The sequence below is a fragment of the Mediterraneibacter agrestimuris genome, from assembly GCF_943193195.1.
GTDB lineage: Bacteria > Bacillota > Clostridia > Lachnospirales > Lachnospiraceae > Schaedlerella > Schaedlerella agrestimuris.
The window spans coordinates 16,617-41,853 of record NZ_CALPDG010000006.1 but is presented as its reverse complement, the minus strand read 5'-3'; the positions used below and the strand labels follow the sequence as shown (position 1 = coordinate 41,853).

The window sequence follows — 25,237 nt, the reverse complement described above, 5'->3', positions numbered from 1 at the left end:
AGAACCATTTACAAATAAGAGAAGATAAGGTATACTTGCTATGTTCTAAAAAAATACCAGAAGGTTTGGAAATCATTTGGTATCCATAGTACTTATAGAACGAGCAGTGTTTATCATCATAGTTATTGGAAAAATAATATAATGCACATAAACTGCGCATTTCGACCGTGAGCAGTAACATATTTTCGCAATAAGAACGGTAAGGACTGTTTTAAAGAATGAGTAGTTAAAGAGAGGGAATGAGGATGAAAAGAGAAAAGTTTGGTTCACGGCTGGGATTCATTTTGATATCTGCAGGCTGTGCGATCGGTCTGGGAAATGTATGGAGATTCCCATATATAACAGGAGCTTACGGCGGAGCGGCTTTTGTGCTGATCTATTTGTTCTTCCTGTTGGTTTTGGGACTTCCGATCATGGTTATGGAGTTTGCAGTGGGACGTGCAAGCCAGAAGAGTGCAGCGCTGTCTTTTGACAAGCTGGAGCCTGAGGGAACAAAGTGGCATTGGTATAAATATGGCGCTATGGCTGGGAATTATCTGCTGATGATGTTCTATACTACCATCGGCGGCTGGATGTTTCTCTATTTTGTGAAGATGGCGGTTGGAAAGTTTGAAGGACTTGATGCAGAAGGCGTCGCGGGAGAGTTCGGTGCATTGATGGGGCAGCCGGGATTGATGGCGCTATGTATGGTGATTGTTGTTGCAGCTTGTTTTGCAATCTGCAGCCGGGGACTCCAGAAGGGTGTTGAGAAGATTACAAAAGCAATGATGGTTCTTTTACTTGTATTGATGATTGTACTTGCAGTACGTTCCGCAACATTGCCGGGGGCGGGAGAAGGTCTGAAATTCTATCTCTTGCCTGACTTTAGTAAAATCAAGGAAGCAGGTTTGATGGAAGTTGTCTTTGCGGCAATGGGACAATCCTTTTTTACATTGAGCCTTGGTATCGGGGCAATTGCGATTTTCGGAAGCTACATTAATAAGTCCAGAAGCCTGACAGGAGAAGCTATTTGTATTACAGCGCTGGATACTTGTGTGGCATTGATTGCGGGATTGGTCATCTTCCCGGCGTGTTTTGCTTTCGGAGTCAATCCGGACAGCGGTCCGAACTTGATTTTTATCACGCTGCCGAATATTTTTAACGCTATGGGCGGCGGAAGGATCTGGGGAAGTCTTTTCTTCTTATGCATGATGTTTGCAGCGGCATCTACGATTATAGCGGTGTTCGAGAATATTCTTTCTTTTGCAATGGATCTGACTGGATGCAGCAGACAGAAGGCTGTTCTCTGTAATCTGGCTGCGATCATTATTCTGTCGCTCCCATGTCTGCTTGGCTTTAATGTGTTAAGCGGTGTACAACTGTTGGGAGAAGGTTCTACAATTTTGGATTTTGAAGACTTTATTGTAAGCAATAATCTTCTGCCGTTGGGAAGCCTTGTGTATCTTTTGTTCTGTACCAGCCGTTACGGATGGGGATGGAAAAGGTTTACAGAAGAAGCGAACAGCGGAGAGGGTATCAAATTCCCGAAATGGGCAAGAGTATATGTGTCTTATATTTTGCCGTTAATTGTATTATTTATCTTCGTACAGGGATATTGGTCCATGTTCAATAAATAAAAATTTTACTTTATGAAAGGATTTGCAGGTGCTGATCGTATTATAATTAGAGAGACATAAGTGATCAGATAACAATGGAGGAATATGCTATGAAGAAAAAAATATTGGTAGTTTTGACGATGTGCGGAGTGCTTTTCTGCGGAAGTATGAATACATTTGCAGCAGGCGGCAGAAATTATGTGGATCAAAACAACGACGGCATCTGTGATTTTTACGGGATATCAGAGTGTATGGGTAAATTCTGCGGAGGCTTGAGGCAGAGTGGATTAAGAGTGGGATCTGCTGCGCAAAATATCAAGAATCTGAGATATGCTAATGTGGCACAGGATGTGCAGAATGTCGAGAATGGAAATAGTGTACAGAATGTTGAGACTGATAATGTCACATATGTGACAGAGGAAGTTTTCAATCAATGCCCGGTATGCGGTACAATGCATGAGGGTGTGTGTATTTACGGAGATGGAGCTTGTGTAAATCCGGCTTATGACGGAAGCTGTGACCAGTATTACGGTAATGGAAATGGAGCCGGAACGGGGTATTGTAACGGAACCGGAATGGGCTATGGCAACGGAGCCGGAATGGGCAATGGCGGCGGAGCCGGTATGGGTCACCATGGGAGACATGGAAGATAATTATTTCTTAGAGGGATAACAATGCGGAGTGAGGCGGAAGTGAACAGGGCAGTCGACGCATATGCGGATACGATTCGCCGGATTTGTATGGTTCATTTGAAAAATTACGCAGATACAGAGGACATATTTCAGACAGTGTTTTTGAAATATGTCCTTAGTTCTATTGTTTTTGAAAATGTAGAACACGAAAAGGCATGGTTCATCCGCGTGACAGTCAATGCCTGTAAGGATTTGATGAAGAGTTTTTTTAGGAGCCGTACCGTTTCTTTGGAGGAATGTCTGCCGCAGACGGTTGAATTGAAGTCTGAACATAGTGAAATACTGGAAGCTGTTCTTTCACTTCCGGAAAAATACCGGGATGTAGTGTATCTGCATTATTATGAAGAATATACAGCGGCTGAAATCGGAAAAATGTTGGGAAGAAATGTCAATACAGTGTATACACTTCTGAAGCGTTCCAGAGAGAAGCTGAAGGAGCAGCTGGGAGGTGACGGATTTGCATGAAAATATAAAACAGGCTTTTGGAGAAATACAGGCAGAAGAAGAACTGAAAGACTATACAAAAAATGCTGTTTTACAGAAGATGCAGGAAAAAGGATGTGGGTATCGAAGGATGCAATGGAGAATGGCAGCAGTCATGGCATGTTTCTTTTTTCTGATGATCAGTGTGTGGGGATGGACTGTTTTTATGATACCGGTTTCTGCAGTCAGTGTAGATGTGAATCCATCAGTAGAGCTTGGGATTAACCGATTTGATAAAGTTGTATCGGAAAAAGGCTATAATAAAGATGGAGAGGTTCTTCTTTCTGAACTGGATTTGAGATATATGGATTACAGAGATGCGATAGAGGTGTTGCTGGGAAGTTTTGAAAAGGAGAAATATCTGGAAGATGCACAGGCAGTTTCGATTACAGTATCCGGTGAAAATGAGAAGACGAATGAGAAAATGATATCAGGTATTACATCCTGTACAGCGATGGCGAGCAGAAATGTTACCTGTAGTTCCTGCAATCCGGAGGAAGCAAAAGCCGCACATGAGGCGGGGCTGTCACTTGGCAAATACAAAGCATTTTTAGAATTGAAACAACTGGATGCCGCCGTGACAGTGGAGGAGATAAAGGATCTTCCGATGCATCAGATCCGAAGTTGGATAAATGAACTGTCGGAAGGTGCGGACGGAATAGAAGTGCAGAATGAAGAGAATAATAATTTGTGTTCCGGTAATAATTGTAATCGAAAGCATGGAAACGGAAACGGGAGAAGACATAAAGGGAGGAACAGATATTAAAAAGATATTTCAAAAAAATGCAGATTTTTGTTTTGTGTTCTGATATAATATTGCACAGTGTATGAAGACACAAAGCATAAAACTATTTGAGAAATACAAAAGAAAAGAGGAATCAAATCATGATGTATCTACTTTTGCTGGCTGGATTTTTCCTGTTAATTAAAGGTGCAGATTATTTTGTAGAGGCAAGTTCTTCTGTTGCGAAAACGCTTCGTGTGCCGAGTATTATCATCGGTTTGACAATTGTTGCGTTTGGGACAAGCGCGCCGGAACTGGCGGTCAGCGTGACGGCTGCAATGGCTGGAAATAATGATATTGCAGTGGGAAATGTGATTGGATCCAACTTATTTAACTTGTTGGTAGTTCTGGGAACCTGTGGATTGATTCTGCCAATTAAGGTGAAACTGCGGTGGGATTATTTTGCTACGGCGCTTGTTACGGTAACCCTGTTTGTACTGATTGCATTTGATATGAAACTGGGACGGATAGATGGTCTTTTTTTACTGAGTGTATTTGTTGTATTTATAGGCCTGGCAATCAGAGATGCGTTGGTGAACCGAATCCAGAGTACAGAGGAATTTGAGGTGCTTTCACCGCTGCGGTGTGTAGTATATATCGTAGGAGGTCTGGCGGCGATTGCATTCGGCGGAGAGTTGGTTGTGGACAATGCAAGTAAGATTGCCGCATCATTCGGACTGAGTCAGAATCTGATCGGTCTGACAATTGTTGCCTTGGGAACTTCCTTACCGGAGTTGGTGACTTCTATAGTTGCTTCACGAAAAGGAGAGAACGGTCTGGCAATTGGAAATGTGATTGGATCCAATTTGTTTAATATTATGATGGTGCTTGCACTTTCAGCAGTGATTTCCCCGATTCCGATTAATCCGCTGTCAGTGCAGGATACAGTGCTTTTGATTATCGCAACGGTCATAACATTGATTTTGTGCCGCAGAAGGAATGAAATCAGCCGTCTGGACGGAGCAGTCATGGTTGGTATGTATGCAGCATATATGGTGTTTATTATTGTGAGATAATTTGAGTAAATAAATAGAACAATGATTTGGGACGCAGTAAATTATAATTTACTGCGTCCCAAATTGCATATTGTAGTGTATAGACTATAGTTTTTATTCTTATTCTCCCACCAGTACAACGATACTTCTCGCACGAATAGTAATCTGATCGCCGTTCAGCGGGCGGATTTCCTGGTGTGCTTCCCATGTATCTACAGCAATCTGCCAGCACATAGAAGCCGGAAGAGCAGGCAGCGTTACATGCACATCTTCCCAATAGGCGTTAGAGGCAATATAGATGGTCTGGGGACCAGAACTTTGGTCCTGTCCGGCAAACATTACGCCTACATATCGGTCATAGTCGGCAAATTTTCCGCACCACGGAGAAGTGCCGTGGAAGCTTAGATCCGGAAATCCGCTTGCACCGTTGCTGACATTAGTGCGCAGTATACGATGAGATTTGCGGAAATGGATCATATATTTGAAAAATTCAAACATCGCCCGATTTTTTTCAAGCAGATTCCAATCCAGCCAGGAAGTAATATTGTCCTGGCAGTATGCATTGTTGTTGCCGAACTGTGAGTTGCAAAATTCGTCTCCGGCAAGAAACATGGGTATACCGCGGCTGCACATAAGGAGTGTAACAGCATTGCGCATCATCCGTCTTCTGAGTGTCAGGATGTCTGGATTGTCTGTGTCGCCCTCGATTCCGCAATTCCAACTGTTGTTGTCATTGGCGCCGTCGGTATTGTTCCAGCCATTTTTTTCATTGTGCTTCGTGTTATAGGAGAATAGATCATTTAATGTAAAACCGTCATGGCAGGTGAAGAAATTAACAGAAGCATTCTTCCGGGTGCTTGGTTCGTAGATATCCCGGGAGCCGCCGATACGCAAAGCTGCAGCATGTGCCATTCCCTCGTCTCCTTTTAAGTATCTGCGCATATCATCACGGTATCTTCCGTTCCATTCAGCCCAGCGGTTCCAAGACGGGAAAGAACCGACTTGATAGAGTCCGTCAGCATCCCATGCCTCGGCGATCAGCTTCACATCTCCTAAGATCGGGTCGAAAGCAAGGGCTTGCAGAAGCGGCGGTTTGTTCATTGGAGAACCATCTTCATTGCGTCCGAGGATGGAGGCAAGATCGAAACGGAAGCCGTTGATATGGTAAGTGACGACCCAGTAACGCAGGCAGTCTAAAATCATCTGGCGCACAATAGGATGATTACAGTTCAATGAATTACCGCAGCCGCTGAAATTGTAATAATGGCCTTCCGGTGTCAACAGATAATAAATATTGTTGTCAAAGCCCTTGAAGGAAAAGAAAGGTCCTTGTTCATTCCCTTCTGCTGTGTGATTGAGTACTACGTCCAGATATACCTCGATTCCATGCTGGTTGAAAACCTGGATCAGATGTTTTAATTCATTGCCTTCACGGTTATATTCTTTACTTGCTGAATAACTGGTGTTGGGGGCGAAGAAGCTTACTGTATTATATCCCCAGTAATTATACAGCTTTTCGCCGTCAATTTCCCGGTAATCCTGCATCTCGTCAAACTCGAAGATCGGCATCAGTTCTACCACATTGACTCCCAGTTCCAGAAGATGAGGAAGCTTTTCTAAAAGACCGGAAAAAGTTCCGGGGTGCTCTACACCGGAAGAATCGTGCCTGGTAAATCCTCTTACGTGTACTTCATATATAACCAGATCTTCTGTGGGAAGACGAGGCGTTGTTATATCACCCCAGTCAAAATCATCCTTTACAACGCGGGCTTTATAATGCTGTCCGCGGGGAGAGGTATCACCCCACTGACTCTGACCTGTGACCGCTTTGGCATAAGGATCCAGAAGATATTTGTTTTTGTTAAATATCAGACCTTTCTCTGGAACATAAGGTCCGTCTACCCGGTAAGCATATTCAAAATCTTCGATGTTAAGCTTAAATACGATCATGGAGTATACATTTCCAATTCGGTAATGGTCTGGAAATGGAAGAACAGCAAAAGGCGTCTCTTCCGTCCGGTGAAATAAGAGCAGTTCAATAGAGGCTGCACCATGAGAATATACAGTAAAGTTAACACCTCCGGGAATAGCGGTGGCACCATTAATCTCATAGAATCCGGGACGTACTTCAAAACCGCTGATGATGTCCAATGGGACCATATGTATGGTGCGGGGAAGATTCAGTTTATTGATCATTTTCTCCGCTTTTGTTTGAGGTGTTGTCTGTGTTATTGTGAACGGTTCCTTGTTGTTCATGTTTTACCTCCTAAATGGCTGTCTCTGAAGATGGTCTGGATATCAGAAACGCCTGTATAATATATATATCGGCAATATATACAGAATTAATTATATAATACTGTCATTTTACGTCAAAATGACGAAAAAAGAAGGAATGCAGTAAAAACCACATTCCTTCTTTATGGGGCATTATCTAAGGAAAGAGGAGTTGATCCTTTGATAATAAAATTATTTTTACCTCGGCATTTCCCACGCATTGTGGTCAGTGTGCAGAAGCATATGTGCCTTATGGGAAAGCGGAGCTTCCATAAAGTCTTCGTATAGTTTCAGTACGTCTTTGTTTTCATGAGAGAATCTTAAGTTATTGGTTTCATCTAAGAAATACAGTCGCTCTCCGCGCTCCAGAGCAAGTTCTTTATTGTCGTGGATCGGTTGACCGCCTCCTCCTACACATCCGCCAGGGCAAGCCATAACTTCAACAAAATCAAAATGTACTTCTTCACGTTCAATCTGGTCAATAAGACGGCGGGCATTGCCAAGTCCGCTGACGATGGCTGCTTTTACAGTGATATCGCCGATTGGTACTTCTGCCGTCATCGTAAATTCATCTTCCTGTGTACGGCGTACATCCTTAAATGCATCAGCATCAGGATTCTTTCCTGTGATCAGGAAGTAAGCGGAACGAAGCGCAGCCTCCATGACACCGCCGGTTGCTCCGAAGATGACTCCGGCGCCGGAAGCGTCACGCATCAGTTCATCACATTCGACGTCCTCAAGTGTCGACGGCTTGATGTGTGCAGAACGAATCATACGTGTCAGTTCACGGGTTGTAAGTACGGTATCTACATCATGCCCGGCATATTCTTCATAGAAGAGTTCCATATTGCACTCGCCTTTTTTTGCAGTACATGGCATGATAGATACGGTGTACATATTCTCAGGATTGACGCCGATGGATTTTGCAAAATAGGTTTTCATCACTGCGCCGAACATCTGCTGCGGTGACTTAGCCGTGGAAAGCTGTTTCACCAGATGAGGATACTGCGATTTAATGAAGCGGATCCATCCCGGACAGCAGGAAGTGAACATGGGTCTGTCTTTTAATTCACCGGAGGTGAACCGTTTGATAAACTCGTTGCCTTCTTCCATGATCGTCAGATCTGCCGTAAATGTAGTATCGAATACATAATCAAATCCCAGCCGTTTCAAAGAATCTGCAATTTTTCCCATAGTTGCTTCTTCACGGCTAAGCCCCAGAGCTTCGCCCCATGCGGTACGAACGGCAGGAGCTACCTGAACCACAGTTACCTTCTTTGGATCGTGGAGGGCTCTCCATACTTTTGTTGTATCGTCACGTTCACGCAGTGCTCCAGTCGGGCAGTGCGTGATACACTGACCGCAGAGAGAGCAGTCTGCATTTTCAATCTTGCGGTTCTTGGATACATTTACAGTTGTACGGGAACCTGTGCTTTCCACATCCCAGATATTTAGGCTTTGTACTTTGTCGCATATTTGAACACAGCGCATACATTTGATACATTTCTTGGAGTCGCGGATCAATGGAAAATCCTGTTTCCATGGTGTGATCTCCAATTCTTGACGGAATGGTAAGTCAATGATATTCAGATCATTGGCAAGCTTCTGTAAAGAACAGTTGCCGCTTCTGACACAGGCTGTGCACTGGCAGTCATGCTGGGACAGTATCAGTTCCACTGTATTTTTACGGTTCATACGGACTCTCGGGCTGTTAGTATATACGATCATGCCTTCTTCTACTGTATTATTGCATGATGGAATCAGTTTATCCTGTCCTTCTACTTCCACAACGCAGACACGGCAGGCGCCGATTTCGTTGATGCCTTTTAAATAACATAATCTTGGGATTACGATATCATTCTGTTCTGCGGCATCCATAATTGTAGTGCCGGCTGGAACACTGATCGCTTTATTGTCAATAGTAAGATTTACCATAATCTGTTCCGACCTCCTTTAAAGACTCCGAATCCAAAGTGGTCGCAGCGCAGGCAGCGGTTTGCTTCCTGATGTGCTTCCTGTTCGGTCATGCAGTTTTCAACGCCGTCAAAGTCACAGACTCTTTCGCAGACTTCACGTTCTGTCATATTGACTCTGCCGCACGGCGTGCGGTCAGCCATACGAGGTTCTGGAATATCTACATCGCAGGAAATGATGTGATGGTAGCCCAGGTACTCGTCAACATTTGCTGCCATAACTTTCGCAGCTGCAATGGCACGGATGACTGTTGCAGGTCCGGTTGCACAGTCTCCTCCGGCAAACACACCCGGAAGATCTGCAAATCCGCCGTTTTTCTCAGACATAATGCGTCCGCGGACAACAGGGATTCCGGCTTCTGCAAAGTGATTGGATTCAATATCCTGACCGATGGCAACTACAAGTGTTGTACATGGAATCAAGATATCTTCCTCACCTGAAGGGCGGATACTAGTACGTCCGTCTTTGATTTTGCTGACCATCTGCGGAGTGACATAGATGCCCTTTACGTGACCGTTATCATCCAATTCAATGCGGGACGGTGCTTTTAATACCTGAACTTCAACCCCCTCTGCGACAGCCCCTTCGATTTCATCAGGGAGGGCGGTCATATCTGCAATGCGGCGGCGATATACAATACTTACCTTCTTAGCGCCCAGACGGACTGCTGTGCGGACCGCATCCATAGCTACGTTGCCTCCGCCGATGATAGCCACTTCCTGCCCGGTAAGATCCGGTGCATTGCCGTGTCCTACGTCACGCAGGAAATGTACTGCAGAAAGAACCCCCTCAGCTCTTTCATTTTCAAGTCCAAGTCTCTTGGCTGTGCTGGCGCCGATGGACACCAGAACGGCATCGTATTCGTCACGGAGCTGCTGGAGGGTAATATCCGCTCCGATCTGCTGTCCGTATTTTACCTCTACACCAGTATCCAAAATTGCCTGGATATCATCATCCAGACGGTCTTTCGGAAGACGGTAGTTGGGGATTCCGTAACGGAGCATGCCGCCAAGCTGAGGAAGCATTTCATATACGGTTACCTGATGTCCCATAAGCTGCAGATAGTAAGCGCTGCTAAGACCACTGGGACCTCCGCCAACGACTGCCACGCGCTTGCCTGTAGAAGGAGCGCATTCGGGAGGCGAAACCTTGCCGGCAAAATCTGCTGCGACACGTTTCAGACCCCGAATATTAATTTTATCATCTACCATGTTACGGCGGCATCTTGCTTCACATGGATGTTCGCAGATAAAACCGCAGGTGGTTGGGAACGGATTGTCTTTCCGGATAAGACGGATTGCATCAGCGTATCTGCCTTCTCCAACCAGTGCGATATAGCCGGGGATATCCACTTCTGCCGGACAGAGGGATACGCAAGGAACAGGCTGGTGATATGTACAGGTACAACGTCCCTGACGGATATGTTCTTCATAGTCCTCCCGGTATCCGATCAATCCTTTGTATACCATGTGCGCTGCTTCGTAACCAATGGCACAGTCTGCGGAATCCATAATAGAAAGTGCAAGGTCCTCCATTACATCCAATGTTTGCAAGGTTGCATTTCCATCCAGAACATCTGTGATAAGATGGCTCAGCTGACCAAGTCCGATACGGCATGGGACACATTTGCCGCAAGTCTGTGCGTGGCACAAATCCAGAAATGCTCTGGATAAATCAACCGGACAAAGTCCCGGAGGGCTGGATTCAATTCTTCGTTCCAGGTCTTTGTATAAGCCCTCTACAACGAGCTGAGCTTTTGTGGGAGTGGCTAGTTCAAGTCTGCTCATAATTGTTTATCTCTCCTTTTATTTTATTAAAATATGGTGAAAATTTCCTAAAGATAGGAAAAATAATCATATGTAAATTGTAACAGATACACAAAAAATGGCAATGATCGTTATTTTTTAGACAATATACAAATTTAGAAAGAAAGGGAATAGATATGAGAAATAAACAAAAATGATGAGTGAACTGAGAAAGAAAATTGTGCAAAATGGATAAGATGAGACAATTAATATGAAATCCATGGATAAATGTACTAAAAAATAGATACATATTTTGTGGATAATCTCTAGTAAAACCGTGTGTTTTTAAGAAGATAAAATCCTCCGCCTGCCAAAACAGGGGAGGACTTTTGAAAATTAAACACATGGACTGTTATTTTCTGAGCAAACAGTATCTTCCGCAGAAGACATTAGCTTGTTCAGAACAGTTCCAAATAATTTATCGTATATATTTATAAATGATCCAATTAAAAAGGCAGAAATAATCGTGCCTTCCCGGACACCACGGAACTTTCCGAATAATACAAAGGAAGCGATCACTGCAAGAATCGTCAGAACAGTGTCAAAATAAATCTCAACTGTGCCGTAGTTCTTGTGAAGCTGACCAGACAGTGCATTTACAAATGCATTTCCCGGGGTCATGATTAAATCTGCGGTAATGGTCAGCTTGATGCCAAATGCCATAACCATACAGCCCAAAATAAGAAGCAGTATGGAATACAGATAATTGCCTGGTTTGAACTGTACGAAGAAGGACATAAACAGGTCGATCAGCGTACTGAACACGATGGTAACCGGAATCTGTAAGAACTGAATCTTTGCAAAGTTCTTTTTTAATATGACAATCTGACCTGTGAAAAAAATCATATTAAATACAAAGGTCAGTGTGCCGAAGGATGGCGGCAGACCCAGACTCAGTACAAAGGGCAGGCTTGATATCGGGGAGGTACCCAGATAAGCCTTGGTGATCAGTGTGATACCGAATGCATTAAAGGCTGTTCCGAGAATGAAAAGGATAATGCGAAGCGGTAAGCGTTCTTTTTTCATAGTGGGTTCTCTTCTTTCTTGTGGGGTATTATCATTATACTTCGGAGTTTGGAAATATAATTCTATAGAAAATAGTAGCTTATGCACAAGAAAAAGTCAATAAAAACCTAAAAAATATTTAGAATTACTGATAAAACCTAAAAAATATTTAGAAAAATGAAATACACTGCTTAATATCTCTTCAGATACCACTTTTCAAGTAGATTGATAAGGGCATACAACCCCATTGCCATAATGCAGAGAAGTAATATAGACATGAGAAGCCAATCCATTTTAAATACCTGACTCGAATAAATAATCAGGTATCCCAGTCCGCTTCGTGCCGCAAGAAATTCTCCTATAATAACACCCACCAGACAAAGTCCGATATTGACCTTCATGTTACTGATGATGGTGGGAACGGAAGCAGGCAGGACGACTTTAGTCAGGGCGTGCCGCTTATTTCCCCGGAGCGTATAGATTAACTTGACCTTTTCTTTATCAACAGTAATGAAGCCTGTATACAGATTTAAAATACTTCCAAAGATTGCCACGGACATTCCGGCAACGATGATGGTCGTCTGTGTTGCGCCCAGCCAGACAATAAGAAGCGGCGCAAGAGCAGACTTCGGAAGACTGTTTAAAACAACGAGATAGGGATCCAGAATTTCTGAAAGTTTTTTGCTGCTCCAGAGCAGCACCGCCATCAGAATACTAAACACCGTCACCAGTACAAAGCTCATAATTGTCTCATAAAGTGTGGTCCAGATATGGAGAAATATTGTCCAATCCAGAACCATACCCCAAAAACAAAGGGCGATCTTAGACGGACTGCTGAAGATAAAGGAATCGATAATTCCAACATTTGCGGTGAATTCCCAGAGAAATAAGAAACTTAACAGGATAGCAATCCTGGAAACACGCACAATCCGCCGGTGTCGTTTACGGCCGTTCAGATATTTTTGCTGTCCCGCAGAGATATCATTTAATAGTTCACTCATCTTGATTCAACTCCTTCCAAATCAGATTAAAGTAGGTTTTAAATTCCGGGGCGTTCCGCCTGTGCATAGGGGTATCATCTTCCAGATGAAAAACAATCGGAATAATGGATTTAATTGTGGCTGGACGGGAAGTCAGTACGATCACCCGGTCAGCAAGGCTGACGGCTTCGGATAAATCATGGGTAACAAGAATTGCGGTTTTGTGGGCGTTTCGGATAATCTGTCCGATATCATCGCCAACTGTCAGCCGTGTCTGATAGTCTAATGCAGAAAATGGTTCGTCTAAAAGTAAAATATCCGGTTCCAGAACTAATGTGCGGATGAGAGCGGCACGTTGTCTCATTCCTCCAGAGAGTTCCGATGGTCTGGAATCTGCAAATTGTTTCAGACCATAGGTATCCAGAAGTTCATCTGCTTTTGCACGGGAGCGGGCAGAGAGCATATGCTGAATTTCCAGACCAAGTAAAACATTTCGGCGAATGGTCCGCCACTCAAGGAGGTGGTCGTGCTGCAGCATATAACCAATGTTAGACGTATGCTCCTGCATGTATTTTCCGTTTATTTTAATCAGTCCTTTTTCTGCCTGCAAAAGCCCGGAAAGTATGGAGAGCAGAGTGGATTTGCCGCAGCCGGATGGTCCCACGATGGCAATGAATTCGCCGGGGGCAACGGAAAAGGAGATATCAGTCAGTGCTGTAGTTTCACCTTCCAGTGTATGGTAAGCATAATTGATATTCTTAAGTTCTAATACAGGTTCCATGTAAGCACCCCTTTCAATAGTGATCATAATAAGATGTAAGCGTCAAAAGATATTATCATCATATAGTTGAATAGAATAGAGCCTGACAAGAAGCAATCATATATAGACAGTGTATGAGAACAGGGAGATTCCTGTGACTGTGTAAAAAATTACAATTCCTACAAAAGAATTTTTATAATAATATATAAAAAAATAATTGAAAAAACTATAAATTATATTTTATAATTATCTCGAGTTATCAAAACGGGTTTTTGGTACAGAATAAGGGGAAGAAAGAAGGGAGATATTTATGAAGAGAATGGTTTCATTCTTGCTTGCTGCAACGCTGGTAATGACTCCTGCTATGCAGGTGTCGGCGGAGCCTGACATCTCGGTTATAACGGAAGAGCAGGGCACACAAGACGGATTGCTGGAAGTACAACCAGGCAGTCAGATAGAGGAGAGTCCGGCAGCAGGGGAGGAAGATCAACCGGAATCTGAAGCAGCAGAAACAGAACAGAAATCAGAAGCGGCAGACACAGAGGGAATAAATGTCTACAGCCAATCGGAAGAACTTGTGATACAGAGTCAGGCGACAGATATCGGACAGGTTCATGTATCTGTCGGAGCCGCAGTAATTCTGGAGAAAGAGCTTACGCTTACTGTGGAGCTTACAGGGCAGGAGTCTAAGACAATTACACTGCCTTCAGATAAAGACGAACCCGGGGCAAAGAGGATGGTTTCTTTTGAAAAGCTTCAAGAAGGAACGTATACACTGAAAGTGACGGCGCCGGGATTTACGGATTATACGCAGGATATTGAAGTAAAGGGCCGGGCATATACGGTGAATCTTTTGACCGGATTTGTAAAAGGCTATACATACGAGAACGGTGTTCCTCATCCGGGCGTGATTCTGCTAGGAGACGTAGAGAAAGACGGCATCATTGATGATATGGACCGTGATAAGCTGACAGATGCTATTGATGCAGGAGTTTTTTCTGCGGAGACTGATTTAAATGGGGACGGAATCACGGATCTTGCTGATCTGGAATATTTTGCGGATAGCTATCAAGAAAACGGGGACACGCAGGCATTTGCAGAGGATTCAGTTTCTGCAGATGCAGTTACGCCTAAGGCAGGAGCTGACACGGCAGTGGAAGGCAATCTTGCCGACATTCTGTCCGGGAACGGGAGTGTTTTTCTAAAACCAACAAGCGGCGAGATTTCGGAGGGGCATCCGGTCGTGCTGGAATTTGAACTGTTGGAGAATACAGATACACAGGCAGACGGGATTTTGATTAAGACAAGTAAAGAAAATCCGGTTTCCAAAGCAATAGTAGATGTCACATATATGAATGCAGACGGTACAGAAGGGACTGTAACAGTGCCGGTAGAAGAGAATGTACAGTTTCTGCTTACGGAGAGTGAGATTCACCCTGAGATAGATGGGAATGGGAATATCCAGATCCATCTCGGTTCTCAGATTGCAGTTAAGAAGGTGACGCTTAAAATCATCGGGATGAAGAAGAACAATAACCTTGCAGAGATTTCCAAAGTGCAGTTTCTAAATGGCATGGAAAATAGAATTCCGGAACCACAGATGGATATTCCACAGCATTTAGAAGTGAAGGAAGGAAGCAGGGAGTTTGTCTTGACATGGGATCCGTGTCAGAACGTGACAGGCTATGAAGTACTGATCTCCAGTGAGGGAAAAGAGGAGACTCGCATGGCGAAAGCGCCGGCATTGACTGTGTCCACTTTCCAGGAAAAAGAGCTTGTCAATAAAACAGAGTACCATGTGCAGGTGCAGTCTGTAAACGGTGCATGGCGGAGTGGATACAGCGATGCTGTGACAGCAATTCCGCATGCGGAAAAGGTACCGGATGCTCCGGATAATGTAAGTGCGGTCGGAAAGTATAAGAGCATCGATGTTTCATGGAAGAAGATGAAAGATACGGACTTTTACCGTCTCTTCTACCGTGAGTCGGGTACAGAGGACGCTTATCAGGTTATTGATAATATTACGGAAAATCATTATACGATTACAGAGCTGAAAGATAAGACAAAGTATGAACTTTATCTCACCGGCGTCAATGAACTGGGAGAAGGGAAGCCGTCATTAAAGAGTGTTGCACAGACGGAGAGCCTTGATCCGGTGGAGATGCCGGAATATAAGCTGATCAACACAGCAGAAGAAGGCAGTGTGGGAAGGCATATTGTAAGCGCAGCAAGAGGCCGCGGTGAGATGCGGGATAGTCCTCTTGATACAGAAGGGAAAACGGCATGGGGAATGGTGGATCATAACCCGGCATCGTATTTCTATACAGCAGACTGGGATGAGGGAGCCTCATATCCTGATTTTAATAACAAAGGCTTTACATTTGAATTTGATCAGAATTATACGATTGATACGATAGGATTTCATGAACTGAATGAACTCGGAAGCCTTACTGCGTCTGCTGTCGAGTATTGGGATGCGGGAACAGGCCAGTTTCAGCGTCTGTCTGGCGTGAAGGTGGAGCGAAGAAGCGACAGTAATGGAAAGCATTATTATTTCATACGATTGGCAGACCCGGTTCAAACGAGTAAACTGCGATTCAGTCTTGGAAGGGGAAATGGTTATATACGCGAAATTACAGTGTCGGAAGTGTACTTCTATCATTATGATTCATTAGAAGACGACATTATGGCGCTTTATGAGGATAGTTTCCATACGGTACTGAAGGAGGAAGTGAATCAGGGAACCATTGATGCCTTCCGCACCCGTCTTGAGACAAAAGACACTGCAAGCGGAGAATATCATCCGGATAAGGAACGTCTGGAACGGGAACTGAAAAATGCAGAAGACATTTTAAACGGTGACTTAAGTAATCCGGTAGAAATCTATAATACCATTACGACGAAGGATGTCGGCAGAGGATTCAGCGGACTGAATGCATGGCAGCCTGTCGGAATTACGGCGGCAGCCGGTGAAGAAGTTACAATTTTTGTGGGACACAATACTTTGCAGACAGGAGCGAATACCAATCTGCAGCTTATAGCGACCCAGTATCATGCAGAAAGTTCAGCAATGAGTCAGACAGTTGCAACTTTGAAGGTCGGAAGAAATGACATTACGATTCCAAAGATCGGCTCAACGGAAGCAGAGCGCGGCGGCGCACTGTATATTCAGTACACAGGAAATAATGTGAACGACCGGTATGCGGTTCGTGTAAACGGCGGTGTAAGGGTTCCGAGACTTGATCTGTATCAGATAACAGACCCGGCGGAACGGCTGGCGCGTGCAGAAAAGTATGTGGAGGAGCTGAAGACTTATACAGCGCAGGTTGAGACGATGCATCAGGAACTGCATCAGGATTCTGAAAATGCGCTTGTAAAGTATCCTTACCAGAAGGAGAACTGTATATTAGAAGCGTCTGATATCCTGATGGACAACATGATGCTGTCGATTCCTGCAAAGCAGATTTTAGCAGGCTGCAGTCAGGATGCACAGACATTGCTGGATTCCCTGAATGCGATGGAAGACATGATGCATCTGTTCTATCAGCACAAGGGACTGAACAAGGATGCGGAAAGTGAAGTAGACAGACTGCCGAAAGGACATCTGAATATCCGGTATCAGAGAATGTTCGCAGGCGCATTTATGTATGCGGCAGGAAATCACATCGGAATTGAATGGAACGAAACCGCAGGACTTGCAAGCGCCAAACCGGTACAGTCTGAGAATGGAAAATATGTGAGCGGGCAATATTTTGGCTGGGGAGTTGCCCATGAGATCGGACATAACATTAACCAGGGAAATTATGCAATCGCAGAAATTACAAACAACTATTTCGCACAGCTTGCGCAGGCACAAGATAGGGATGAGAGTGTACGGTGGAAATATGCGAATCTTTATGAGAAGGTGACATCCGGTACAGTCGGAAGATCTCCGAACGGGGCAACACAGCTTGGAATGTACTGGCAGCTTCATCTTGCATATGACGATGGATATAATTACAAAACATATGAGAACTACGAGGATCAGTTAAAGAATCTTTTCTTTGCAAGAGTTGATACTTACGCAAGAACACCGGCAAAAGCTCCGGCTCCGGGAGGAATCGCGCTGAAACTTGCAGGAGACAAGGATCAGGATCTGATGCGCTTATCTTGTGCGGCGGCAGAGAAAGATGTATTAGAGTTCTTTAAACGCTGGGGAATGATTCCTAATGAAGAGACAATCTCTTACGCAGGACAGTTTGAGGCAGAGAAGAGAGCAATTTACTATGTAAGTGATGCATCCCGCATGTACCGTCTTGAACATGGCGGCAGCGGTCTGGACGCGGAAGGAACGGTAAATGCTGTGAGCAGCAATACTTCCGCAACAGTGAACGCGAATAATACAAGTCAGGTTGACTTTGTGCTTGGCGCAGAGAATATCCCGGCAGAGGACGTACTTGGATATGAAATTGTCCGTACAACGATATCCGGCGGAGAAGTACAGAAAGAGCTTGCCGGATTTGCAACAGAAGATACCTTCAGCGATCATATTGTGACGGTGAATAACCGTGTGATCACATATGAAGTGACGCTGGTGGATAAATATTTGAACCGTTCGGCAGTAAAGACGCTAGAACCGATTAAAATCGAACATGACGGAAGTCTGGAGAAGGAGTTCTGGACAGTTACTACAGAGAATCTGAAGGCAACGAGTGAGGCAGCTCCGGAACATGAGGCAGATAATGTGACCTGTAAACCGCAAATTACAGAACCAATCGTAAATGCAGTAGATAACAACAGTGAGACGACTTATACAGCTATTGTGGAGAAGACGGCAGGGGAAGCTGCGATTACAATGGAATTTAATAAGTTCCATGTCATTTCCGGACTCAAGTACATGGTTGACGATGCAGTTGGTAAAGAAAAGAGAATTCAGGGCTATACAATTTATTTCCGTGCAGAAGACGGCAACTGGACCGAAGCAGCAAAGGGTACATTTGGTGATGGAGAGGTGCAGACCGTATACTTTGGAAACGAAGACGGAAAATATGTAGCTACATACAGATCTGATGCAGTTAAACTTGTCATTTCGGGGCAGAAGGGTGAGGAGATTGCAGTCTCCGAACTGGATGTTCTCGGTGTGACAGGAGATAATGTGGACTTCTATAGTACACAGGAGAGTACGCCGGCAATCGGAAAACTTGCTTCTGACTTTAAGTATGGCGATAAGGAGTCAGATGTGATTCCAAAAGACTCCATCATCTTCACAGGTTTTTATAAAGGAAATCCGGCATATAACGTTGTCCTGCTTTATGATCAGGACGGTAATATCGTAGGAGGTGTGGATGCGGACGGCAATCTCAAGGCACAGCAGATTATTCTTGCAGATGTGCCGGATACAGGAGTGATTCAGGACGTATCAGGCGGAACATGGATTTACTGGATTGAACCGGAGGATCAGATGAATCTTGACGGACTGAGAGTGCGTGCGGAGCTTTACCGTGTGAACAACGCTCAGACAAACGAGGGACAGCGGCTTGTAAGCGATTCCTTATTCAGAGAGATTCCAGTGGAATTACCGGATATTGAATTTACAGGAAACAATATAGCCGGGGAGGAGTAGAACATGAAATTCATGAAAAAAATAATTACGGGGTTTGCAATGGCAGTATTTGCATGTATCGCTCTGCTGCCGCTGCAGGTATCTGCTGCGGGTGAACCGGGGATTCAGCTTCAGGCAGAAGAGAATGCGGCAAGCGTGTCATTGACATTACCAGAGACTGTGAGAGAGCATGTATATTCTCTTGAGCTGAGCCTGAGAGTGGAATCGGATGCACCAGAGCAATTGAATGCGGAGTTCTTGTTTGAAGAAGGACTGGCAAAGATTGCGGAGTATCGTTATCATGAGGATACAGGTATTTTGAAAATTTATCTGTCAGGAAACAGAGCCCTTTTTGAAGGAGAGTTTTTGAAACTTGGAAAAGCTGTGTTTTCAGCCGCAGATCAGGAGGGAGTTACCGTCCGCGTCAGTGTTGTGGAAGATTCTTTGAAAGTGGTTAATGGCACAAAGGCGGAGGCGCTTCAAAAGATTACTTATCCAGAGACGATTGAAGTTAAAAACGGCGGAACATCAGACAATGAACCAGGCGACGGCAATGGCGAAACTGACGGCAGCGATGGATCCGAAGGAAATGATGGGTCTGATGGTAATGGAGATACTGACGAAGATAAAGATTCGGTTCAGGCACTGAGAGCGGAATTGGAGAAGACACTTGCACTAGCAAAAACTTATAAAAAGGAAGAGTATACGGCAGATAGTTTTGCGAAACTGGAGGAAGCGATAAAAGCAGCAGAAGAAATACTGGGTAAACAGGATGCTGCAAAAGAAGAGCTTGATGCGGCGCTCAAAAATTTGGAAAATGCAATCGGAGCGCTTGTGATCCAGAAAGCTCCTGATACGGAAACAACGCAAGACAATACAACAGAGAAAGTGCCGGATACACCACAAAAAAGTGTAAAAACAGGGGATAATTCGGTAATTATCTTATGGGCAGTGTCTTTTATGATGAGTGTTGGTGCTATAGGATTTGTAGTATACCGAAGAAATCGTTACAGACGATAAGTAATATCGGAAGTGTGGAGGCGGAATAACCTCCACATTTTCTTATATACGGAAATTCAAGTAAAACATTCATTGACAAGACACCGGAAACGTGGTACAAATGAATAGTATATAGAACGGAACTAGATAGAGGCGCGGATTTCATCAGTACCATTAGACTGTAAGACCGGACCAGGTCAGATGAGAAAGGGGAAACCGCCGAAGAGACTGGAAGCATCCGGAGCAGACAGTTTCTGGGGCGCAGCAGAATATGCTGCGGACTGTCACACAAGTGGAGCGCTATCAGGATATCATATCGAAACCGATAAGTTTATGTCATGGGCGCGCAAAGAAAGTGCTGCTCATGACATTTTTTTGTTCACGCTTGGTTCCGCAAAACATTTTACAAAGGAGAGAGAAACATGAGTAGAAAGAAAAAAGTTCTTTTTGGAACGCTGACGTTACTGGGTGTGCTGCTGTTCAGTAGTATGACTGTATTTGCAGCAGAAGAGGCTGCAGAATATGTGCCGGATTTGTATGCAACCTTCTGGTCGCTGATTCCGCCATTGGTAGCCATTGGGCTGGCTTTGATAACAAAGGAAGTGTACAGCTCCCTGTTTATTGGAATTCTGATCGGCGGTGTGTTCTATTCTAATTTTCAGTTTGAGGGAACCATTGTCCATGTATTCCAGGATGGAATGGTTGGTTCACTGACAGATTCCTACAACATGGGAATTCTTGTATTTCTTGTTGTACTGGGAATTATGGTATGTATGATGAACAAAGCGGGTGGTTCTGCAGCGTTTGGACGCTGGGCGAGTGAACACATTAAGAGCCGGGTAGGAGCACAGCTTGCAACGATTCTGCTGGGGGTATTAATCTTCATTGATGATTATTTTAACTGTCTGACAGTAGGAAGTGTTATGCGTCCGGTAACAGATAAGCACAATGTATCCAGAGCAAAGCTGGCTTATATCATTGATGCAACAGCAGCGCCGGTCTGCATTATTGCACCGATTTCCTCCTGGGCGGCAGCAGTAACAGGTTTCGTAGAGGGAGAGGATGGATTTTCTATTTTTCTGCGTGCGATTCCATTTAATTACTATGCACTTCTGACAATTGTTATGATGGTGACCATTGTTGTACTGAATATAAATTATGGTCCGATGAAGCTGCATGAGGTAAATGCAGTGAAGGGAGATATTTACACAACGCCGGATCGTCCTTATGCCAATGCAGAGGATGAGGTAGAAGAGACAAAAGGCGGCGTGATTGATTTGATTTTCCCGGTAGCTGCGCTGATCATCTGCTGTGTCATCGGAATGATCTACACAGGTGGTTTCTTTGAAGGAACAGGATTTATAGAAGCATTTTCCAACAGTGACGCGTCTGTAGGTCTGATGCTGGGAAGCTTTTTTGCTTTTGTGATTTCAATTGTATTTTACGCAGTCCGTAAGGTGCTGAGCTTTTCTGAATCCATGTCTTGTGTTCCGGAGGGATTCAAGGCAATGGTTCCGGCAATCCTGATTCTGACTTTTGCATGGACACTGAAATCTATGACAGACAGCCTTGGCGCGAAGGAGTTTGTAGCAGGAGTAGTAGATGGAGCGACAGGTGGATTGCTGATGATTATTCCGGCACTTATTTTCGTTATCGGATGCTTTCTGGCATTCGCAACAGGTACTTCTTGGGGAACCTTTGGAATTTTGATTCCGATTGTAGTGGATGTGTTCTCCGGTACAAATGAGACGATGATGATCATCTCCATTTCCGCATGTATGGCAGGCGCGGTATGCGGCGACCACTGTTCACCGATTTCCGATACAACGATCATGGCATCGGCGGGAGCGCAGTGTAATCATGTGAACCATGTATCTACACAGCTTCCATATGCGGTCACGGTTGCGGCTGTATCCGGTGTGACTTATCTGCTGGCAGGTATTGTACAGAACTTTGCAGGCACGGTTATGACAGCGGCAATCTGTCTTCCGGTTGGTATTGTGCTGATGGTTGGAACTCTGCTTGTGATTCGCTCTGTGACTAATAAACAGGAGGCATAATAGAAAATACAGCCCATATATCTATTCGGATATATGGGCTGTATTTTTATAAAATCTTTGATAGATATGTATATTTCGTCTTTTATCCCATCACAACTTCTACATGATATTCTTTTATCCCATCGACAGCCTTGATACAGGTGCTTTTGTTTTCCAAACCGTTGACTGTTATCTTTCTGATGCCTTTTTCTACATGGTTTGGATTCTTTACTGTGATGTGATAAACAGCATCGCGGTATTTGCGGATCGCGCTGAAACCATCCATTTCAGAAGGAATACATGGATCTATTACCAGACCGTCAAAGGACGGGCGGATGCCGAGAATGTACTGAGAGACATTTACAAATGTCCAGGCAGCAGTTCCGGTGAGCCAGCTGTTTTTTGCTTCTCCATGTCTTGGAGCATCTTTTCCGGCAATCATTTGAGAATACACATACGGTTCAGTGCGGTGAATCTCACTGATGTCTTCGATATAAGCCGGGCAGGTGCGTTGGTAAATCTCAAATGAACGGTTTCCGCGTCCTATACGGGTCTCTGCTATAGATACCCACGGATTGTTGTGGCAGAAGATACCTGCATTCTCTTTATATCCGGGCGGATAAGAAGAGATTTCACCAAGGTTTAGATAATATTTGGAATATGCCGGCTGCTGTAATACAATTCCGTATTTGGTATCCAGATATTTCTTGGCGGAGTCCAGAGCTTTTTTAGCATGTCCCTCCCGGATACCGATATCGGCAAGAACGCAAAAGCCTTGAGGCTCGATGAAAATTTTACCTTCTTCACACTCGTTGGAGCCTACTTTGTTTCCGGCAGCATCATATGCACGGAGGAACCATTCTCCATCCCATCCAGCGGAAAGGACTGTATCATACATCTGTTCTACAGCTTTTCGGGCACGTTCTGCTTCCAAGTCATTTCCCAGTAATTTATTGATCTCGGCGTATTCCCTGCCGTATTTGACAAACATTCCGGCAATAAAGACGGACTCTGCAACCGGGCCTTCAGATGGACCGAAGGTTTGGAAGGATTCCCCCGGTTCTTTGGAAAAGCAGTTCAGGTTCAGACAGTCGTTCCAATCTGCCCGTCCGATAAGCGGCAGTCCGTTTGGACCCAGATGCGTCATCGTAAAGTCAAAAGAACGTTTTAAATGTTCCAGCAATGGTCTGGCAAGTGCCGGATCATTATTAAAATCTACAATTTCATCTAAAATCGACAAATCTCCGGTTTCTTTTATATAAGCGGCAGTTCCTGCGATCAGCCACAGCGGATCATCATTAAATCCGCTTCCGATATTAGAGTTGCCCTTCTTGGTAAGCGGCTGGTACTGATGATAGGCGCTTCCGTCTTCAAACTGTGTTGCCGCAATATCGAGAATTCGCTGGCGTGCACGATCCGGAATCAGGTGTACAAAACCAAGTAGATCCTGACAGGAGTCGCGGAAGCCCATGCCTCTTCCCGTGCCGGATTCAAAGTAAGAAGCAGAACGAGACATATTAAATGTAACCATACACTGATACTGATTCCAGATATTGACCATCCGGTTTAATTTCTCATCAGTGCTGTCTATAGAGAAGTTGGAGAGCAGCGTGTTCCAATACTCTTTCAGAGCCTGAAGTGCTTCTTCTACCTGTTCATCTGTGGAAAAACGTCTCATTGCCGCGCGGGCGCCATCTTTTTTGATGACATCCGGAGCTTCCCATTTATCCTCAAAAGGGTTCTCGCTGTAGCCGAGAATGAAGATAAAGCTCTTGGATTCACCGGGATTCAACTGTACTTTAATATGATGTGAACCGATGACAGCGCCGCCGCTGGCAATGGAGTTGGAAGTTTTTCCGGCAAGCACACTTTCCGGTTTCTCGATACTTCCGTACACACCTAAAAAGGCATCCCGGCTTGTGTCAAAACCATCAATTTCAGTATTAACAGTGTAATATGCAAAATGATTCCGGCGTTCTCTGTATTCTGATTTATGATAGATCTCAGAACCGCAGATCTCTACTTCCCCGAGACTTAAGTTCCGCTGGAAGTTAGTAGAATCATCTACTGCGTTCCAGAAGCAAAATTCTACATAGGAAGTCAGGTCAAGTTCTTCAGAAGCGGCATTGTTGTTTGTTAGAATCAGTTGATTGATCTCGCATGTTTCATTGAGCGGCACGAATGCTGTGAGCTGTGCTTTTATTCCATTTTTAGAGGAAATGAAGCGGCTGTAGCCAAGTCCATGATGGCACTCATAAGTGTCAAGCTGGGTTTTAACAGGCTGCCATGCAGGTGTCCAGACAGTGTCCTTGTGTTTGATAAAATAATACCGTCCGTTTGTATCTGCAGGTACATTGTTGTAGCGGTAACGTGTCAGCCGGAGCAGCTTGGCATCTTTGTAGAAGCTGTAGCCGCCGCATGTGTTGGAGATTAAAGAGAAAAACCCGTCATTGCCAAGATAGTTGATCCATGGCTGTGGTGTTGCCGGAGATGTGATAACATATTCTTTCTCTTTGTCATTGAAAAATCCAAATTTCATATTGTGTATCCTCCCAGATTTTTTTGTTTTTATATCTCAGTGTTTTCCAAAGCCAGAACGTCTTTCTCATATGGTTCAAATACTTTTTTTAATATGAAGGACTGACAGTATGCAACAAATGCAAAGCCTAACAGAACCATAAACAGTTTCATAGGAGACAGATACAGGCATAGGAAAAACACAAAGGTATCCATAATGATCAGCGCAAATGTGGATTTCATATTACTCATTGCCAGTCCAAAGGCATTTTTCAGGGTCTGCGTTGTACTGTTTTCAAAGCGTCCAATGAGTGGGAATGTATATGTAACGATCAAAAACCATGCAATTGCTGCGGCAATCAGAATACCGGCCAGTACAGTGCCTGCCATAGTGCCCGTTTCAAACCAGAACACAATGTTGAATAAAAATACAGCGCCCGCAAGAAATAAGATAAGAAAAGCAATCGTTCCTTTTTTAAGGTTGTTTTTGAACTCACTTAAATAGGTGCGGACGAGATAACCGTATTCACCGCGGGCCTCCCTAAGCGTTACATAATATAGAGAAGAAAGTGCGGCGCCTATTGTGATGACCGGCAGACAAGTAATTAAGAAGACAAAGTTTAGTACAACAAAATTGCAAAGTGTGTTGATGAAATCCAATACCGGATTCATTGTTTTTGATTTCATGGTGTTTCCTCCTGAGAAAGATATTTTATGATTGTTAATATACTGGCAGGTGTTTCAAAAGACTACC

At 44.3% G+C, this 25,237-nt stretch carries 16 protein-coding genes and 1 riboswitch; of the genes, 8 read left to right on the top strand and 8 right to left on the bottom strand.

Annotation, left to right across the window (positions count from 1 at the left end):
- The first annotated feature begins 245 nt into the window (after nucleotides 1-245).
- The 5 genes from NFS18_RS04885 (at nucleotide 246) to NFS18_RS04865 (ending at nucleotide 4,570) form a co-directional block, all read left to right on the top strand.
- Nucleotides 246-1,616 carry a sodium-dependent transporter gene (locus NFS18_RS04885; RefSeq protein ID WP_251388530.1) on the top strand — a complete coding sequence of 457 codons (1,371 nt, stop codon included), beginning with the start codon at nucleotides 246-248 and terminating at the stop codon, nucleotides 1,614-1,616.
- A gap of 89 nt (nucleotides 1,617-1,705) precedes the next feature.
- Complete coding sequence (locus NFS18_RS04880) at nucleotides 1,706-2,248, top strand: hypothetical protein (protein WP_251388528.1); 543 nt, start codon at nucleotides 1,706-1,708, stop codon at nucleotides 2,246-2,248.
- A 21-nt stretch (nucleotides 2,249-2,269) separates the two neighbouring features.
- Nucleotides 2,270-2,752: an RNA polymerase sigma factor gene (locus NFS18_RS04875; RefSeq protein WP_251388526.1), complete on the top strand. Its 483-nt coding sequence runs from the start codon at nucleotides 2,270-2,272 to the stop codon at nucleotides 2,750-2,752.
- Nucleotides 2,745-3,536 (top strand): anti-sigma-I factor RsgI family protein, encoded by a 792-nt coding sequence (locus NFS18_RS04870; protein WP_251388524.1) that lies wholly within the window; start codon nucleotides 2,745-2,747, stop codon nucleotides 3,534-3,536. The genes NFS18_RS04875 and NFS18_RS04870 overlap by 8 nt, the downstream gene beginning before the upstream one ends.
- A 119-nt stretch (nucleotides 3,537-3,655) precedes the next feature.
- Nucleotides 3,656-4,570 (top strand): calcium/sodium antiporter, encoded by a 915-nt coding sequence (locus tag NFS18_RS04865; protein WP_251388522.1) that lies wholly within the window; start codon nucleotides 3,656-3,658, stop codon nucleotides 4,568-4,570.
- A 99-nt stretch (nucleotides 4,571-4,669) separates the two neighbouring features.
- Here NFS18_RS04865 and glgX read toward each other — a convergent pair whose 3' ends face one another.
- From glgX to NFS18_RS04835, 6 genes are all read right to left on the bottom strand, one after another.
- Nucleotides 4,670-6,745: a glycogen debranching protein GlgX gene (gene glgX, locus NFS18_RS04860; RefSeq protein WP_251388704.1), complete on the bottom strand. Its 2,076-nt coding sequence runs from the start codon at nucleotides 6,743-6,745 to the stop codon at nucleotides 4,670-4,672.
- Between the two features lie 276 nt (nucleotides 6,746-7,021).
- Nucleotides 7,022-8,758, bottom strand: a complete 1,737-nt coding sequence (locus NFS18_RS04855) for a [FeFe] hydrogenase, group A (protein ID WP_251388521.1) — start codon at nucleotides 8,756-8,758, stop codon at nucleotides 7,022-7,024.
- Nucleotides 8,752-10,584, bottom strand: a complete 1,833-nt coding sequence (locus tag NFS18_RS04850; RefSeq protein WP_251388518.1) for an NAD(P)-binding protein — start codon at nucleotides 10,582-10,584, stop codon at nucleotides 8,752-8,754. Before NFS18_RS04850 ends, NFS18_RS04855 begins: the two co-directional genes overlap by 7 nt.
- Nucleotides 10,585-10,938: 354 nt before the next feature.
- Complete coding sequence (locus NFS18_RS04845) at nucleotides 10,939-11,628, bottom strand: YczE/YyaS/YitT family protein (RefSeq protein ID WP_251388516.1); 690 nt, start codon at nucleotides 11,626-11,628, stop codon at nucleotides 10,939-10,941.
- A 170-nt stretch (nucleotides 11,629-11,798) separates the two neighbouring features.
- Entirely contained in the window at nucleotides 11,799-12,608 is an 810-nt protein-coding gene (locus NFS18_RS04840; RefSeq protein WP_251388514.1) for an ABC transporter permease, read from the bottom strand.
- Nucleotides 12,601-13,368 carry an ABC transporter ATP-binding protein gene (locus tag NFS18_RS04835; RefSeq protein ID WP_251388512.1) on the bottom strand — a complete coding sequence of 256 codons (768 nt, stop codon included), beginning with the start codon at nucleotides 13,366-13,368 and terminating at the stop codon, nucleotides 12,601-12,603. The genes NFS18_RS04840 and NFS18_RS04835 overlap by 8 nt, the downstream gene beginning before the upstream one ends.
- A gap of 289 nt (nucleotides 13,369-13,657) precedes the next feature.
- On the opposite strand from NFS18_RS04835, the gene NFS18_RS04830 reads away from it, so the two are divergent.
- The 3 genes from NFS18_RS04830 (at nucleotide 13,658) to NFS18_RS04820 (ending at nucleotide 21,987) form a co-directional block, all read left to right on the top strand.
- Nucleotides 13,658-18,949, top strand: coding sequence for a fibronectin type III domain-containing protein (locus NFS18_RS04830; RefSeq protein ID WP_251388510.1), 5,292 nt, complete (start codon nucleotides 13,658-13,660; stop codon nucleotides 18,947-18,949).
- 3 nt (nucleotides 18,950-18,952) lie between these two features.
- On the top strand, nucleotides 18,953-19,948 hold the full coding sequence (locus NFS18_RS04825) for an FIVAR domain-containing protein (RefSeq protein WP_251388508.1): 996 nt from the start codon (nucleotides 18,953-18,955) through the stop codon (nucleotides 19,946-19,948).
- Nucleotides 19,949-20,067: 119 nt separating this feature from the next.
- Nucleotides 20,068-20,238: riboswitch (Lysine riboswitch) on the top strand.
- Between the two features lie 111 nt (nucleotides 20,239-20,349).
- Nucleotides 20,350-21,987, top strand: a complete 1,638-nt coding sequence (locus NFS18_RS04820; RefSeq protein ID WP_251388506.1) for a Na+/H+ antiporter NhaC family protein — start codon at nucleotides 20,350-20,352, stop codon at nucleotides 21,985-21,987.
- A gap of 82 nt (nucleotides 21,988-22,069) precedes the next feature.
- Here the strand turns inward: NFS18_RS04820 and NFS18_RS04815 are convergent, their stop codons facing one another.
- Nucleotides 22,070-24,505, bottom strand: a complete 2,436-nt coding sequence (locus NFS18_RS04815) for a GH36-type glycosyl hydrolase domain-containing protein (RefSeq protein ID WP_251388504.1) — start codon at nucleotides 24,503-24,505, stop codon at nucleotides 22,070-22,072.
- 29 nt (nucleotides 24,506-24,534) lie between these two features.
- Nucleotides 24,535-25,170, bottom strand: coding sequence for a YesL family protein (locus NFS18_RS04810; RefSeq protein WP_251388502.1), 636 nt, complete (start codon nucleotides 25,168-25,170; stop codon nucleotides 24,535-24,537).
- Nucleotides 25,171-25,237 lie beyond the last annotated feature (67 nt).